9 protein-coding genes and 1 pseudogene are annotated in these 15,877 nt (G+C 74.2%); 1 reads left to right on the top strand and 9 read right to left on the bottom strand.

Annotation, left to right across the window (positions count from 1 at the left end; translation table 11 throughout):
• Positions 1 to 67 precede the first annotated feature (67 nt).
• Positions 68 to 1,624 (bottom strand): Asp-tRNA(Asn)/Glu-tRNA(Gln) amidotransferase subunit GatA, encoded by a 1,557-nt coding sequence (gene gatA, locus MXD62_RS07615; RefSeq protein WP_248828710.1) that lies wholly within the window; start codon positions 1,622 to 1,624, stop codon positions 68 to 70.
• 17 nt (positions 1,625 to 1,641) lie between these two features.
• Positions 1,642 to 1,938, bottom strand: a complete 297-nt coding sequence (gene gatC / locus MXD62_RS07610; protein WP_020458721.1) for an Asp-tRNA(Asn)/Glu-tRNA(Gln) amidotransferase subunit GatC — start codon at positions 1,936 to 1,938, stop codon at positions 1,642 to 1,644.
• A gap of 349 nt (positions 1,939 to 2,287) precedes the next feature.
• Here gatC and MXD62_RS40135 point away from each other — a divergent pair, with 349 nt between their 5' ends.
• Positions 2,288 to 3,004 carry an ACT domain-containing protein gene (locus tag MXD62_RS40135; protein WP_248828756.1) on the top strand — a complete coding sequence of 239 codons (717 nt, stop codon included), beginning with the start codon at positions 2,288 to 2,290 and terminating at the stop codon, positions 3,002 to 3,004.
• 114 nt (positions 3,005 to 3,118) lie between these two features.
• On the opposite strand, the pseudogene MXD62_RS40130 reads toward MXD62_RS40135, so the two are convergent.
• From MXD62_RS40130 to MXD62_RS07570, 7 genes and pseudogenes are all read right to left on the bottom strand, one after another.
• A pseudogene (locus MXD62_RS40130) lies at positions 3,119 to 4,750 on the bottom strand (putative bifunctional diguanylate cyclase/phosphodiesterase); the annotation flags it as partial.
• 557 nt (positions 4,751 to 5,307) lie between these two features.
• Positions 5,308 to 7,398 (bottom strand): NAD-dependent DNA ligase LigA, encoded by a 2,091-nt coding sequence (ligA, locus tag MXD62_RS07595; protein ID WP_248828709.1) that lies wholly within the window; start codon positions 7,396 to 7,398, stop codon positions 5,308 to 5,310.
• Positions 7,395 to 8,513: a methionine synthase gene (locus MXD62_RS07590; RefSeq protein WP_248828755.1), complete on the bottom strand. Its 1,119-nt coding sequence runs from the start codon at positions 8,511 to 8,513 to the stop codon at positions 7,395 to 7,397. Before MXD62_RS07590 ends, ligA begins: the two co-directional genes overlap by 4 nt.
• A 269-nt stretch (positions 8,514 to 8,782) precedes the next feature.
• Positions 8,783 to 9,841: a tRNA 2-thiouridine(34) synthase MnmA gene (mnmA, locus tag MXD62_RS07585; RefSeq protein ID WP_248828754.1), complete on the bottom strand. Its 1,059-nt coding sequence runs from the start codon at positions 9,839 to 9,841 to the stop codon at positions 8,783 to 8,785.
• Between the two features lie 69 nt (positions 9,842 to 9,910).
• A complete protein-coding gene (locus MXD62_RS07580) occupies positions 9,911 to 11,098 on the bottom strand; it encodes a cysteine desulfurase family protein (protein WP_248828708.1) in 1,188 nt (395 codons plus the stop codon).
• Positions 11,099 to 11,212: 114 nt separating this feature from the next.
• The gene (locus MXD62_RS07575; RefSeq protein ID WP_071060699.1) at positions 11,213 to 11,719 is read right to left on the bottom strand and encodes a MarR family winged helix-turn-helix transcriptional regulator; all 507 of its coding nucleotides are present in this window, start codon (positions 11,717 to 11,719) and stop codon (positions 11,213 to 11,215) included.
• A gap of 282 nt (positions 11,720 to 12,001) precedes the next feature.
• Positions 12,002 to 15,403 carry a methylmalonyl-CoA mutase family protein gene (locus tag MXD62_RS07570; RefSeq protein WP_248828707.1) on the bottom strand — a complete coding sequence of 1,134 codons (3,402 nt, stop codon included), beginning with the start codon at positions 15,401 to 15,403 and terminating at the stop codon, positions 12,002 to 12,004.
• Positions 15,404 to 15,877 lie beyond the last annotated feature (474 nt).

Genomic DNA, 15,877 nt, shown 5'->3' with positions numbered 1-15,877 from the left:
TTTCCCGACCTTCCCCGGCTTCCCCGCCCTACCGGCTTCCCGGTGTTCCGGGTGCCGAGTGCCGGCGCTAGAGCGCGGGTGCCTCGTCCAGCAGCGGATGTCCGCGGCGCGCCTCCAGCGCGGCCTCGAGCGCTCCGCCGACCAGGTAGAGCCGGTCGTCCGCGAACGCCGGGGCCATGATCTGGATGCCGGCGGGCAGCCCGCCCACCAGGCCGGCCGGCAGGCTCATCGCCGGCCCGCCCGCCAGGTTGGACGGGATCGTGCACAGGTCCGACAGGTACATCGACACCGGGTCGTCCACCTTGTCGCCGAGCGGGAAGGCCGGCGTCGGCGTGGTCGGCGAGACCAGCACGTCGGCCTTCTCGTAGGCGGCGGCGAAGTCGCGGCTGATCAGCGTCCGGACCTTCTGCGCCTGCCCGTAGTAGGCGTCGTAGTAGCCCGAGGACAGCGCGTACGTGCCGAGCATGACCCGCCGCTTGACCTCGGCACCGAAGCCGACGTCGCGGGTGTGGCTCATGACCTCCTCGGCACCGGCCCGGCCGTCGTCCCCGGCGCGCAGCCCGAACCGCATCGCGTCGAACCGGGCCAGGTTGGACGAGCACTCGCTCGGCGCGATCAGGTAGTACGCCGCCAGCGCGTAGGTGAAGTGCGGGCAGCTCACCTCCACGACCTCGGCGCCGAGACCGGCCAGCTCCTGGACCGCCGCGTCGAACGCCGCCTGCACACCCGGGTCGTAGCCCTCACCGGAGAGCTCGCGCACCACGCCCACCCGCAGGCCGCGGATGTCGCGGCGCGCGGCGGCCTCGACCACCGGCGGCACCGGCAGGTCGACGCTGGTGCTGTCCATCGGGTCGTGCCCGGCGATCGCGGCGTGCAGCAGGGCGGCGTCGCCGACGGTGCGGGCCAGCGGCCCGGCCTGGTCGAGCGAGCTGGAGAACGCGACCAGGCCGTAGCGGCTCACCCCGCCGTAGGTCGGCTTGACCCCCACCAGCCCGCACACCGCTGCCGGCTGGCGGATGGACCCGCCGGTGTCGGTGCCGATGGACAACGGCGCTTCGAAGGCGGCGACCGCCGCCGCGCTGCCACCGCTGCTGCCACCGGGGATGCGGGTGAGATCCCACGGGTTGCGGGTCGGCCCGTACGCCGAGTTCTCGGTGGACGAGCCCATCGCGAACTCGTCCATGTTGACCTTGCCGAGGATGACCACGTCGGCGGCGCGCAACCGGGAGACCACGGTCGCGTCGTACGGCGGGCGCCAGCCCTCCAGGATGCGGCTGCCGCAGGTCGTCGGCATGCCCCGCGCGGTGAGCACGTCCTTGAGCGCGAGCGGGACGCCGGCGAGCGGGCCGAGCTTCTCCCCGGCGGCGCGGCGGGCGTCGATCGCGCGGGCGGCGGCGAGCGCGCCCTCGGCGTCAACATGCAGGAAGGCGTGGACGGCCTCGTCGACCTTGGCGATGCGGTCGAGCGCGGCGAGGGTCGCGTCCTGCGCGGACAGCTCGCCCGCGGCGATCGCGGCCGCCGTCTCGGCGGCGGTCAGCCGGACGACGTCGTCCGTGCGGCGGAGGGCGCCCGCGCCGGCGGCAGCCGCGGCGGCAGGCGTTGAGGTGCTGGAAACGTCGGTCATGTGCGGCCTGGTGCCCCTCACTCGTCCGGATCGAGAATGCGCGGCACCCGGAACCGGCCCTCCTCGGCGGCGGGCGCACCGGCGAGGACGTCGGCGACCGGCAGCGACGGGCGGGTCACGTCCGCGCGGAAGACATTGGTCAGCGGCACGGCGTGCGAGGTCGGCGGGATGTCCGCGGCCGCGACCTCGGAGACCCGCGCGACGGCGCCGAGGATCGCCTCGAGCTGCGGCGCGAGCGCGTCGAGCTCGGCGTCGGACAGGGACATCCGCGACAGGCGGGCGAGGTTGGCTACCTCGTCCCGGGTGATCGCCATTCCGGTGGACCCCTCGTGGGCGGTGGGCACAGGCCCGAGATCGGTCAGGTCGTCGCGCGCCGTCGTGCGGGTGGTGGCCCGGTGGTGGCCACGACCGGCGGCAGGCCGCTGCCGGCGACCCTGACCGCGGCCCGGCCGGCTGGGCGCCGGACGACTGCCGCGCCGGTTGCTGCCGGCGGTGACATGCCGGCGAACACAACGTCGGCGTTCCCCACATCGTACGGCCCACCACCCCACCCCGACTCATCCGTGGCGGTTGGCGACACGGCATGGGCGCGGCGGGCGTCGGTAGGGCGGCGCGACACGCGGGCGTGACCCGGCGGCCACCGTTCCGTCACGCCCCTTGCGCATGCTCGACCACATGTCGTACCTGCTCCGGCTCCTGCTTCCCGATCATCCCGGTGTGCTGGGAGCGGTGGCCACGGCACTCGGTGCCGCCGGCATCGACATCGTCAGCCTCACCGTGGTGGAGCACACACCGGCCGGGGCGGTCGACGACCTGATCGTGCTCCTGCCCCCGGGCGGCCTGGCCGAGCGGCTGTTCACCGCGGCCCACTCCGTACCCGGGGTCTCAGTCGAGTCGCTGCGGCCCTACCAGGCCGACGGCGCCGGGATCAGCGAGGACCTCGAGCTCGTCGACGCGCTCGCCGAACGCCCCGCCGACGCCGTGGCCGTGCTGACCGACCTGGTCGCCGGGGTCTTCCACGCCGACTGGACGCTGCTGCTCGAGTACCTGGGGCCGGGCGACGTCCGGATCCGGGAGGCCTCGGTGGGCGCGCCGAGCCTGGGCGGCGACGACCTCGGCGTTCCGGAGCGGGTGCGCCTCCCGCTGCCCTGGCTGCCGCTGCGCGCGGCGCGGCGCGTCGTGCCGGACGACGGCGAGTTCCCGGCCCGCTGGGAGGCGGTCAACATGGAGCTCGCCGCGGCCCCGGTCGGGCACGAACGGCTGGCCGTCCTGGTCGGCCGGCCGGGAGGCCCCGCGTTCCGCTCCTCCGAGGTGGCCCGGCTCGCGCACCTGGCCGGCATCGCCGCCACCCTCGCCCGCACGGCCGGTCCCGGCCACTGAGCACGACTGCGCGCCGCTGACCGCGGCTGCCGGCCGCGGCGGCGCGGCCGTTTCCGCCGACGCAGCGGCGAGCCACGGGGTGAGCAGCACCGCGGGCAGCGCGGGCGCCACGTGCCACCCCTGGGCCGCGTCCGCGCCGAAGCCGGCCAGCCGGCGCCATTCGACGGGGGTCTCCACGCCCTCGGCGACGACCCGCAGCCCCAGGTCCGCGGCCATCCGAACGACCGCGCGGACGAAGTCGGCGTCGCGGTCGGCGCCCGCCATCCGGCCGATCACGGTCCGGTCGATCTTGATCTCCTCGAACGGCAGGCGCCGCAGCGCGTCGAGGGAGACCCGGCCGGTGCCGAAGTCGTCCAGGCTGACCCGCACGCCGAGGTCCGCCAGGTCGCGCAGCGCCCCGGCCGGCTCGTCACCGTCCGCGGTGACGGCGCCCTCGGTGACCTCGAAGGTCAGCGCCGCGGCCGGCAGGCCGGTCTCGGCCAGCGCGGCCGCGACCGAGCCGACGAAGCCGGGGTCGCGCAGGTCACGCGCGGACGCGTTCAGCGCGACCGCCACCGGGATCCCCGCCGCGTTCCACCGGGCGACCTGCGCGAGCGCGCGGCCCATCACCCATGACGTGATCGGGCGGATCAGGCCGGCGGACTCGGCGAGCGGGACGAAGACTCCCGGCAGCAGCAGCCCCCGGCTGGGGTGCCGCCAGCGCAGCAGCGCCTCGACCCGCCGCACCCGCCCGTCGGCGATCTCCGCCTGCGGCTGGTAGTGCACCTCGAGCTGCCCGTGCTCGAAAGCGTAGCCGAGCTCGGCGGCCGTCCGGGCCCGTAGCCGGGCACGGCTGGCGTCACGCGGCCCGTAGGCCTGGACGCCGAGGCGGTGCTCCTTCGCGGTGTACATGGCGAGGTCGGCGCACCGCGACAGCGCGGGAAGGTCGCCGCCGTGGTCCGGGTAGAGCGCGACCCCGACGCTCGCGTCGACGTCGCAGAACTGCCCGTCGATCTCGTACGGGGCGCGCAGCACGCCGCGGACGCGCCCGGCCACCTCCCCTGCCACCGTCCGGCCCGCCTCGCCGGCCGGCAGCGCGGGCAGCAGGACGGCGAACTCGTCGCCGCCCAGCCGCGCGACGACGTCACCGGGGCGCAGCGCGGCGGTGAGCCGGGCCGCGGCGACGACCAGCAGCCGGTCGCCGACCTCGTGCCCCAGCCGGTCGTTGACCTCCTTGAACCGGTCCAGGTCGAGCAGCAGCAGGCCGACCCGGCAGCCGGTCCGCTCGGCCGCGTGGAAGCTGGCGGCCGCGCGCTCGGCGAGCTCCGCCCGGTTCGGCAGCCCGGTGAGCCCGTCGTGGCGGGCCTCGTGCTCCTTCTGCCGGGAGACCTCACCGACCCGGGCCACCACCAGCAGTGCCGGCAGCAGCAGCGGCACCAGCCAGGCGCTTCGCGCCGCGGCTACCACCACCAGCGGCGCGAGGGACAGCGTCGCCACCCCGCCCGCCACCCGGCGCCGCAGGTCGGTGAGGGGAGCCCGGTACCCGGCGTGGGCACCGCCCCCGCCACGGCCGGCCGCGCCGCCGACGGCCGCCGGCCCGCGCGGGTGCGTAGGCAGGCCGAGCAGGTCGTCGACGGCGAACAGCGCGAGGCCGGCGAGCGCGACCTCGGGCAGATCCCCGGCCCCGAGATCGGCTCCGAGGCCGTACGCGGCCGCCACGGCTCCCGCCGCGCACAGCGCCAGCGAGCGGCGCCCGACGACCACCATCACCCACCGCGGGCGCGCGCCCCGCACGAGCTCCAGCAGGACGCCGACGACCAGGTGCGCCGCCAGCGCGGGCGGCGTTCCCCAACCGAGCAGGAGCGCGAACAGGAAGGTCACCGTGAGATCACTGCCGCCGGCGCCCGGCCCGCCCGCTCGGCGCCGGGCACCCAGCGCACCCGCCGGCAGACCGGCCGGCCCGAAGGCGCCCGGCCAGGCCCCACCGGCGGGCACCGGCTGCGACCCGACGAGAAGGGCGAGCCCGGCGATCAGCACGAAGGCCGCGCCCAGGTTGTCGAAGGCACCGCGCCAGGCCCCGGCGACGGCGACCACCGCGGCCGTCAGGCATCCCGCCGCGCCGACCGCGGCCCCCCACCCGGCCCCTGGCTCCGGCGGCACGCCGCCGGCTCGCGGGGCGCGCATCAGCGGCGACCGGAACGGCCCCGCGTCGATCCCTCGACGCGTCGGGGACGGGCGCACCGACGCCCGGCCACACCGACGAGAACATGACGGAACATATGAGTGCTCACCGTAATGAACCTTTCGCTGCCAGGATGCGAAGGTTACCCGTCGACCTCCTCGAGCACGGCGAGTGCCCTCGCCGCATCCGCCCCGTCACGGAGAAGCACGGCGAATCCGGCTTCGTCCAGGAGCGGGATCTTCAGGGCGCGAGCCTTGTCGTACTTCGACGCCCCGGGATCGGCGCCGGCGACGACGAACGTCGTCTTCTTGCTCACCGAGCCCGTCACCTTGCCGCTGCGGGACTGCACCGCCTCGGTCGCCGTGTCCCGGCTCCAGCCGTCCAGGGTGCCGGTGATGACCACCACGACGCCGTCCAGCGGGCCGGGGCCCTCGCCGGCGCCCTCGTCGGCCAGACGGACTCCGCCCGAGGCGATCCGGGCGACGATGTCGCGGTGCCGCGGGTCGGCGAACCAGTCGACCACCGCATCGGCGATCTTCGGCCCGACGCCGTCGACGGCCGCGAGCCGCTCGGCGGGCGCCGCCGCGATCGCGTCGAGGGAACGCAGCTCCCGGGCCAGCCCGCGGGCGGCCGTCGGCCCGACGTGACGGATCGACAGCCCGACCAGCAACCGCCACAGCGGGCGGTCGCGAGCCGCCTCCAGGCCGCGCAGGATCTGCTCGATCTTCTTGTCTGCGAAGCCGCGCAGCCCCTCGAAGGACTCCGGGGCCAGGTGGAAGACGTCGCCGATGTCGTGGATCCGGCCCTCCGCGAGCAGGACCGTCGCCGTCTCGTAACCAAGCCCGTCGATGTCGAGCGCGCCGCGCGACGCCAGGTGGAACACCGACTCCCGCAGCTGTGCCGGGCACGAGACGGTGTTCGGGCAGCGGATGTCGACCTCGCCCTCGGGGCGGACCAGCTCGGTGCCGCACTCCGGGCAGTGCGTGGGCATCACGAACGCGCGCTCGGAACCGTCACGCAGGTCGACGACCGGGCTGACGATCTCGGGGATGACGTCGCCGGCCTTGCGCAGCACCACGGTGTCGCCGATCAGGACGCCTTTGCGACCCACCTCATCGATGTTGTGGAGGGTGGCCATCGCCACCGTCGACCCCGCCACCTTCACCGGCTCGAGCACCCCGAACGGGGTCACCCGGCCGGTGCGGCCGACGTTCACCTGGATGTCGCGCAGCCGGGTGGTGACCTCCTCCGGCGGGTACTTGAACGCGACCGCCCAGCGGGGGGCCTTCGAGGTGGCGCCGAGGCGACGCTGCCGGCCGAAGTCGTCGACCTTCACGACGACCCCGTCGATCTCGTGCTCGACGTCGTGGCGGTGCTCGCCCCAGCGCCGGACGAAGGCGAGCACGTCCTCCACCGAGGCCAGCACCTCGTGACGGGCGGAGACCGGCAGCCCCAGCTCGGCGAGCCGCGCGTACGCGCCCGACTGGGACGCCACGTCGAAGCCCTGGTGGGCGCCGAGGCCGTGCACGATCATGTCGAGCGGACGGCCGGCGGTGACCCGGGGGTCCTTCTGGCGCAGCGACCCGGCGGCGGCGTTGCGCGGGTTGGCGAACGGCGCCTTCCCCGCCTCGACCAGCGCCGCGTTGAGCTCGGCGAACCGCTCGGTCGGGAAGAACACCTCGCCGCGCACCTCGAGCAGCTCCGGCACGGCCGGGCCGCGCAGCCGGGACGGCACGCTCGCCAGGGTCCGCACGTTGGGCGTGATGTCCTCCCCCGTGCGACCGTCGCCGCGGGTGGCCGCGCGGACGAGCCGGCCGCCCTCGTAGACGAGGTCGACCGCCAGCCCGTCGATCTTCAGCTCGCACAGCCACGCCGTGACGGGCTGCTCCCGCGCGGCGCGCGCCGCCCAGGCGTGGAACTCCTCGTCGGTGAAGACGTTGTCGAGTGACAGCAGCCGTTCCAGGTGCTCGACCGGGGTGAACAGCGTCGAGTAGGAGCCGGCGACCTTCTGGGTCGGCGAGTCCGGGGTGCGCAGCTCGGGGTGCCGCTTTTCGATCGCCTCCAGCTCGCGCATAAGCGCGTCGTACTCGGCGTCGGCGACGGTCGGCTTGTCGAGCACGTAGTAGCGGTAGGCGTGTTCCTCCAGCTCGCGGGCCAGCTCGGCGGCCCGGCCACGCTCGTCGGCAGCCAGGCCACGCTCGTCGGCAGCCAGGCCACGCTCGTCCACGCTCACTGTGGAGATTCCACCAGGACCCGCGCCGCCTCACGGCAGTGCCGCAGCGCGGCGCGTGCGTCACCCACCCTGGCATTGGCCAGACCACACGTCGGTGTCACGGCCACCACCTCCCCGAGTAGTTCCGGAGCGAACCCCAGCCGACGCCACAGGTCGACCGCCACCGCGACCGTATGACGGGGGTCCGACAGGTTCCCGGCCCCGTCCGTCGGCACCAGGCCGAACATCAGGCCGACGCCCGCCTCGACCGCCTCGCCGACCGCGTCGTCCTGCGCCCGGGTGAGCAGGGTCGCGTCGAGGCCGACGAACCGCGCGCCGGCCCGCCGCAGCAGGTCGAGCGGCACGTCCGGCGCGCAGCAGTGCACGCCGGACGCGGCGACCGACGCCACCCCGGTCACCGCGGACAGCACGCCGGCCAGCCGCTCGGTCGCCGGCCCCTCCTCGACGGCGGGCAGGACGGAGAACCCGCTGGGAGTGCGGATGTGGCCGGCGAGCATAGCCGGCAGCGACGGCTCGTCGAGCTGGACGAGCAGCCGGGCACCCGGAATCCGTCGCCCCAGGTCGGCCAGGTGGGCGACCAGCCCCTCGGCGAGCGCCTCGGCCAGGTCCCGGGCCGCGCCCTGATCGGCGAGCGCCTTGTGCCCGCGCGGCAGCTCGACCCCGCCGGCCAGCGTCCAGGGGCCCGCGGCCGACACCTTGAGCGGCCCGGTGTAGCCGGCGGCCGCCTCGGTGAACGCGTCCAGATCCCGGGCGAGCAGGTCACGGGCCCGGCGCAGGTCCAGGCCGGGCCGCGGCACCAGCCGCCACCCGGACGGCTGGAAGTCGACCGGGAGGTCCACCAGCAGCGCGCACGAACGGCCGATGATGTCGGCGCCGACCCCGCGGCCCGGCAGCTCCGGCAGGAACGGCAGGTCCGGCACCTCCCCCAGGACGTACCGTGCGGCCTCGACCGGGTCGAGATCCGGCAGCGACCCGACCCCGGAGGCCGTCCCCGGCGGCCAGGGGATGCCCGCCCGCTCGGCGGTCCCGTCGCTGCCCAGCGGTGAGACACCCTCCCCCGGCACGTCCCGGATCGGCTCCGGGCCCGCGCCCCGCTCGGTGGCAGACCACGTCATCACCACATCGACTCCTTAGATTCCGGCCGCGACCCCAGGCCACGGCCGGCGAACAACACCCACCAGGATCGCCCGTCAGAATCACCCACCAGGATCACCCGTCAGGATCACCCGTCGGAACGACCCGCCGGCGGCACCCCTCGGATGACTCGCTGGCAGGACCCGTCAGCACGCGGCCACCGCGCCCGGCGTATCACCGAAGGCGCGCCGAAGGCCACACGAGCCACTCCGGCCAGGCGGGCGGCCGGGCTTCGGGCGGGCCCGGTGCCTCAGGCTGCCAGGGAGCGGATGCGCCCGCCGCCGAGCACCCGGTCGCCGTCGTAGAAGACCACGGCCTGCCCCGCCGCGGTGCCGCGCACCGGCTCCGCCAGCCGCACGTCGAGCTCGTCGCCCCGGACCGTCACCACCGCGGGGACCACCCCGCCGTGCGCCCGGACCTGCGCGGTGCACGACACCGGCCCGTCATGGGGCCAGACGATCCGCTCCGCGACCAGGCTGCGCATGTCCAGCGCGCTGGACGGGCCGACGGTCACCGTCGACGTCGCCGGAGAGATCTCCAGCACGTAGCGCGGACGGCCGTCCGGCGCGGGACGTCCCAGCCCGAGCCCCCGGCGCTGCCCGACCGTGAAGGCGTACGCCCCGTCGTGCTCGCCGAGGGTCTCGCCGGTCTCCGCGTCGACGACCGGCCCCGGGCGCGGCCCCAGGCGCTCGCGCAGCCAGGCGCCGGTGTCCCCGGAGGCCACAAAACAGATGTCGTGGCTGTCCGGCTTGTCGGCGACGGCGAGGCCACGGCGCGCGGCTTCCTCGCGGACCTGCGCCTTCGTCGAGTCGCCGAGCGGGAACCGGGCCGCGGCGAGCTGCTCGGGCCGCAGGGTGCCGAGCACGTACGACTGGTCCTTCGCCGGGTCCACCGAGCGGCGCAGCGTGCCGTCCTCGTCCAGCCGGGCGTGGTGCCCGGTGACGACCGCGTCGAAGCCGAGCGCGAGCGCCTTCTCCAGCACCGCGGCGAACTTGATGCGCTCGTTGCAGCGCACGCAGGGGTTGGGCGTGCGCCCGGCCGAGTAGTCGGCGACGAACTCGTCGATGACCTCGGTCTCGAAACGCTCCGCGAGATCCCAGACGTAGAAGGGGATGCCGAGCACGTCGGCGGCACGGCGGGCGTCGCGGGCGTCCTCGAGCGTGCAGCACCCACGGGCACCGACCCGGTCCGAGGCGGGCGAGCGCGACAGCGCCAGGTGGACGCCGGTCACGTCATGGCCGGCGTCGACGGCCCTGGCGGCGGCCACCGCCGAGTCGACGCCGCCCGACATGGCCGCGAGCACCCTCATCCGGCTCACGATCCCACCCCTCGTCCACACCGCCGGCTCGGCGGGCGCTCCCGCCGCCGGCTCATCGACTCACCCCGCGCTCAGACCCGCGAGCTCACCGGCGCGGCTGGCGCGCGCCACCACCGGACCGATCACGGCGACCAGCGCGTCGACGTCCGCCGCCGACGAGCCGTGCCCGAGCGAGAACCGCAGCGACCCACGGGCGTGGGCCTCACCGGCGCCCATCGCCAACAACACGTGCGAGGGCCGCGCCACTCCCGCCGAGCAGGCCGAGCCCGTCGAGCATTCCACCCCGTGCGCGTCGAGCAGCATCAGCAGCGAGTCGCCCTCGCAGCCGGGGAAGGTCAGGTGTGCGTTTCCGGGCAGCCGGCCGGGGCCGGGGGCGGCACCGTTGAGCGTCGCCCCGGGCACCTCGGCCAGCACCCGGCGCACGAGGTCGTCGCGCAGCGAGGCCAGCCGGACCCGCTCGGCGGGCAGCTCCGCGGTGACGGCGGCCGCCGCCGCGGCGAAGGCGGCCACTCCCGGGGTGTTGAGCGTCCCGGAGCGGACGTCGCGCTCCTGCCCGCCGCCGTGCGCCAGCGGCTCCACCTCGACCCCGCGCCGCACGAGCAGCGCGCCCACCCCCACCGGGCCGCCGATCTTGTGCGCGCTGATCGTCAGCGCGTCCGCCTCGCTGGCGGCGAACGACGTCTCGATCTGCCCGAACGCCTGGACGGCGTCGGTGTGGAACGGGATGTCGCGAGCGTGGGCGACCCGGGCCAGCTCGGCGACCGGCTGAATGGTGCCCACCTCGCTGTTCGCCCACATCACCGAGACGAGCGCGACCGAGGCCGGGTCGGACTCCACCGCGGCGCGCAGCACCTCGGGGGCGACCAGGCCGGTCTCGTCCACCGGCAGCGTCTCCAGCACCGCCCCCTGCCGCCGGGCCAGCCAGGACGCGGTGTCCAGCACCGCCGGGTGCTCCACCGCGCTGACCAGGATCCGGCGCCGGCGCGGGTCGGCGGCGCGGCGCGACCAGTACAGCCCCTTGATCGCCAGATTGTCGCTCTCCGTGCCGCCCGCGGTGAAGATCAGGTCGGACGGCCGCGCGCCCAGCACCTCGGCCAGGGACTCCCTCGACTCCTCGACGATCCGGCGGGCGCGCCGACCGCCGGCGTGCAGCGATGAGGCGTTCCCGGCGTCCGTCAACACGGCGGTGAACGCCGCGACGGCCTCCGGGCGCATCGGCGTGGTCGCCGCGTGGTCGAGGTAGGTCACGTCTGTAGAGGGTAGCCGCCACTCGGGCGCCCCACCCGGCCTCGGGACGACCGCCCGAACCCGGCCGCGCACCGGGCCCGGGCACCGGCCGGCCCGGGTCCGGGTCCGGGCGGGTCAGAAGTCGCCGGCACCGCGCCGCAGGTCGGTGAGCAGCTCGACGAGGTCCCGCACACCGCTGTCAGGAAGCCCGGGGTCGGCGAACACCGTGTCGTTGAGCTTCTCGGTGGCCGCGAGCGCCGTCGCCCGCCCGTCCTCGGTGATCTCGGCGAGGATCGCGCGCCGATCCGTCGGATGCGGCAGGCGGCGCACCTGCCCGCGGGCCTCCAGCCTGTCCACGGCGCTGGTGACGCTGGTCGGGTGCACCTGCAGCAGGCTCCCGATGCGGCTCAGCGGCAGCGAGCCCTTGCGGCTGAACAGCAGGAGCATGAGCAGCTCGTAGCGGGCGAAGGTGAGATCGAGGGGCCGCAGGACCTCGTCGACCCGGGCGAGCAGGATCTGCTGCGCGCGCATCAGCGAGGTGACGGCGGCCATGCCGTCCGCGACGGGCCCCCATCCGTGGGCGGTCCACTGCCGGTGCGCCTCCGCGATCGGGTCGGTCGGAAGCGGTTTCGGCTGTGACACGGGTGCAATTCTCCAGGACGGGATCGTCGGGCCGGCAGAGCCATCAACAATAGCCATTCCGGCGTACGACCGTTGCATCCGGGAACGGCGATGCTGGCAACGTTGGCGATGCCGGCAACATGAAGGCCACACAGCGCGCCCAGGTGCGCATCCCCGCCGACGCCCGGATCGACGTCCGACCGACATCTGGTGATCGCCTGATGATCGACGAACCAGGTGGTGCGGGTGCACACGCTCGACGCGCCGCTGCCCGCGCACCGGCACCGGCCCGCGGTCACGTCCTCAGATGTTACGCCTGTACTGTCCGCCGACCTCGAAGAACGCCGCGCTGATCTGGCCCAGGGAACACACCCGCACGGCGTCCATCAGCACCTCGAAAGTGTTACCGCCCGCCGCGGCTACCTGCCGCAGCCGCTCGAGAGCCTGCTGGGCGGGCTCGCGGTTACGGCTGGTGAAGTCCGCCAGGCGCCGCAGCTGGGACTGCTTCTCCTCCTCGGTGGCCCGGGCGAGCTCCAGCGGACCGGCTCCCTTGTCGTCGGCGTCCGGCCCGATGAAGGTGTTCACCCCGATGATCGGCAGGGAGCCGTCGTGCTTGCGCCGCTCGTAGAGCATCGACTCGTCCTGGATGCGCCCGCGCTGGTAACCGGTCTCCATCGCGCCGAGAACACCGCCCCGCTCGGAGATCCGCTCGAACTCGACCAGCACCGCCTCCTCGACGAGGTCGGTCAGCTCGTCGATCACGAAGGAGCCCTGCAGCGGGTTCTCGTTCCCGGCGAGCCCCCATTCCTGATCGATGATCATCTGGATGGCCAGCGCCCGCCGCACGGACTGCTCCGTGGGCGTCGTCACAGCCTCGTCGTAGGCGTTGGTGTGCAGGCTGTTGCAGTTGTCGTAGATCGCGCACAATGCCTGCAAGGTCGTCCGGATGTCGTTGAAGTTCATCTCCCGCGCGTGCAGCGACCGACCCGAGGTCTGCACGTGGTACTTGAGCTTCTGGGAGCGCTCCGCCGCGCCGTAGCGCTCGCGCATCGCGACCGCCCAGATCCGCCGGGCCACCCGGCCGATCACGCTGTACTCGGCGTCCATGCCGTTGGAGAAGAAGAACGACAGGTTGGGCGCGAAGTCGTCGATCCGCATTCCGCGCGCCAGGTAGGCCTCGACGTAGGTGAACCCGTTGGCGAGCGTGAACGCGAGCTGACTGATCGGGTTCGCCCCGGCCTCCGCGATGTGGTAGCCGGAGATCGAAACCGAGTAGAAGTTTCGGACGCGGTGGTCGATGAACCATTCCTGCACGTCCGCCATGCAGCGCAGGGCGAACTCCGTCGAGAAGATGCAGGTGTTCTGGCCCTGGTCCTCCTTGAGGATGTCCGCCTGCACGGTGCCGCGCACGTTCGCCAGCGCCCAGGCTGCCACCTCGGCCGTCTCGGCCGCCGACGGCTCGCGCCCGTTCTCCGTCCGGAACAGCTCGAGCCGCTGGTCGATCGCGGTGTTGAGGAACATCGCCAGAATCGCCGGGGCCGGGCCGTTGATCGTCATCGAGACGCTCGTCGTCGGCGAGCACAGGTCGAATCCCGCGTAAAGCGCCTTCATGTCGTCCAGCGTCGCCACGGAGACCCCGGACGTCCCGACCTTTCCGTACACGTCCGGGCGGGGGCCCGGGTCCCGCCCGTAAAGCGTGACCGAGTCGAACGCGGTACTCAGCCGGGTCGCCGGCGAGTCGGCGGAGAGCAGGTGGAACCGCCGGTTCGTGCGGAACGGGTCGCCCTCGCCGGCGAACATCCGCGCCGGCGCCTCACCGGCCCGCTTGTACGGGAACACGCCCGCGGTGAACGGGAAGAGCCCCGGCAGGTTCTCCCGCCGCAGGAACCGCACGAGGCGGGCGTCGTCGTCGATCCGCGGCACCGCCACCCGGGGGACGGCGGTACCCGACAGCGTCGTGCGCCGCAGCGGGGTGCGGATCTCCCGGTCGCGCACCGTGTAGACCATCTCCTCGCCGGACCGCTCGGCGACCAGGGCGGGCCAGCCGTCGAGCAGCTCGCGGGTCCGCGCGTCCAGCGCCGCGTCAGCCGCGTCCCGGAGGCTCCGCAGCCGCGCCAGCGCGCCACCCGGACCGCCGGCGCCATTCGAGCTGGCGTGATCCGCCTGGGCGCCGTCGAGCTCGCCGATCGCCGTGGACAGGTGCTGGCGCCGGCGGGCGAGCTCGGACAGCTCCTCGGTGTGCGCGTGGTAGCCGCGCACCGCATCGGCGATCTCCGCGAGGTAGCGAACCCGCGCCGGCGGCACCACCGTCGTCAGCCCCGAGGAGACACGGACGTCCACCGCCGGCAGCCGGCCCGGGACCACGCGCAGCCCGCGCTCGCGCAGCAGGTCGCGCAGGAACTGGTAGAGCGCTGTCACCCCGTCGTCACTGAACCGCGCGGCCGAGGTGCCGAACACCGGCATCTCCTCCCAGGAGGCGCTGAAGTCCTCCCGGTTGCGCACCATCTGACGCGCGACGTCGCGCCGCGCGTCCTCCGCTCCGCGGCGCTCGAACTTGTTGACCGCCACGACATCCGCGAAGTCGAGCATGTCGATCTTCTCGAGTTGGGACGCGGCCCCGTACTCGGGGGTCATCACGTACATCGAGACGTCGCAGAAGGGCACGATCGCCGCGTCGCCCTGGCCGATGCCCGGAGTCTCCACGATGATCAGGTCGTACCCGGCGGCCTTGCAGGCCGCGATGATGTCGGCGAGATGCTCGGGCAGCTCGCGCCCCGCGCCGCGGGTGGCCAACGAGCGGAAGAAGACCCCGCTCCCGTGGACGCCACTCTCCTGGGCACCGTTCCCCTGGCCGCCCTTCGCCGGACCGCCGTCCGCCGGACCGCCGCCGTCGGGCTCACCGCCGAGGAAGCCGGCTCCCAGCGCGTTCATCCTGATCCGGTCGCCGAGCAGCGCACCGCCGCCGCGCCGCCGGGTCGGGTCGACCGCGAGGACGGCGATGCGCAGGCCGTCTCCCTGGTCGAGACGGAAACGGCGCAGCACCTCGTCCGTGAGCGACGACTTCCCGGACCCGCCGGTACCGGTGATGCCGAGCACCGGCACGGCCGGTCCGCACTCGGCCGCCTCGCGCAGCGCTGCGGCCAGGGCCGGGTTCCGGCCGTCCTCGAGCACGGTGATCGCCCGGGCCAGCGCGGACTCGTCGCCGGCCCGCACCGCCTCGACCGCCGGCGGGCGCGCCGCGAGATCGACGTCCCCGTCGCGGACGATGCTGTTGACCATCAGGTGCAGGCCGAGTCGCTGGCCATCCTCCGGGGAGAAGATCCTCGCGACACCGCGGGAGTGCAGTAGCGCGATCTCGTCCGGCACGATGACCCCGCCACCGCCGCCGTACACGCCGATGTGCCCGGCTCCCCGCTCCCGCAGCCGGTCCACCAGGTAGGTGAAGTACTCGACGTGACCGCCCTGGTAGGACGAGATCGCGACCGCCTGCGCGTCCTCCTGGATCGCCGCCGTCACGATCTCGTCGACGCCCCGGTCGTGACCGAGGTGGATCACCTCGGCTCCCTGGGCCTGCAGGATCCGGCGCATGATGTTGATCGCCGCGTCATGGCCGTCGAACAGCGACGCCGCGGTGACGACGCGCACCGGCCAGACGGGCACGTGCAGGGCGGGGGCCTGCTGGCCCACCACGGTGGCTGCGCTCATGTGGCTTGCTCCCGAGGACGGTACGCGGACACCAACGACCCTCGTTGGCACTCCGATAGTAGGACGTCCATTTAACTGGGGCCACCGAGACCATGGACGTGCGGGCGACACAGGGGCGTCGAACCCGTCACACAGCAGGAGGACCGATCGCCGTGACCTGGCGTTCCGACACGACCTGAACCCTCCACGTTCCGGGTTCCGGCGCCGGTCCGAACGCTCCAGGAGCCTCCGCCTGGGGCTCCTTCTCACAAGCCTGACGCCAGCCGATGAGCCGAGCGGCCGGAGCGCACTCGCCGGCGGCCTGGTCACCGAGACCGGCGGGGGTGTCCTGCATGGCTGGCAGCCGGGCCGACGGGGCTGCCTCAGGCAACCGCCTCCGTCGCTCCGGCATCGGCCGTCGGCCGGGAAAAGGTCCGGAAATACAGGTGGGGGCTGCTCCCGGCCACAGCCAGAAACAGCCCCCACCAAAAGAAG

Origin of the sequence: Frankia sp. Mgl5, from assembly GCF_023242985.1 — a bacterium.
GTDB lineage: Bacteria > Actinomycetota > Actinomycetes > Frankiales > Frankiaceae > Parafrankia > Parafrankia soli.
This window is presented reverse-complemented; position numbering and strand designations above follow the sequence as displayed.

Coding starts and splice junctions, on each gene's coding strand:
- gatA (WP_248828710.1), bottom strand. CDS start 1,624: ATGACCGACGTTTCCAGCACCTCAACGCCTGCCGCCGCGGCTGCCGCC.
- gatC (WP_020458721.1), bottom strand. CDS start 1,938: ATGGCGATCACCCGGGACGAGGTAGCCAACCTCGCCCGCCTGTCGCGG.
- MXD62_RS40135 (WP_248828756.1), top strand. CDS start 2,288: ATGCTCGACCACATGTCGTACCTGCTCCGGCTCCTGCTTCCCGATCAT.
- MXD62_RS07590 (WP_248828755.1), bottom strand. CDS start 8,513: ATGACGTGGTCTGCCACCGAGCGGGGCGCGGGCCCGGAGCCGATCCGG.
- mnmA (WP_248828754.1), bottom strand. CDS start 9,841: ATGAGGGTGCTCGCGGCCATGTCGGGCGGCGTCGACTCGGCGGTGGCC.
- MXD62_RS07570 (WP_248828707.1), bottom strand. CDS start 15,403: ATGAGCGCAGCCACCGTGGTGGGCCAGCAGGCCCCCGCCCTGCACGTG.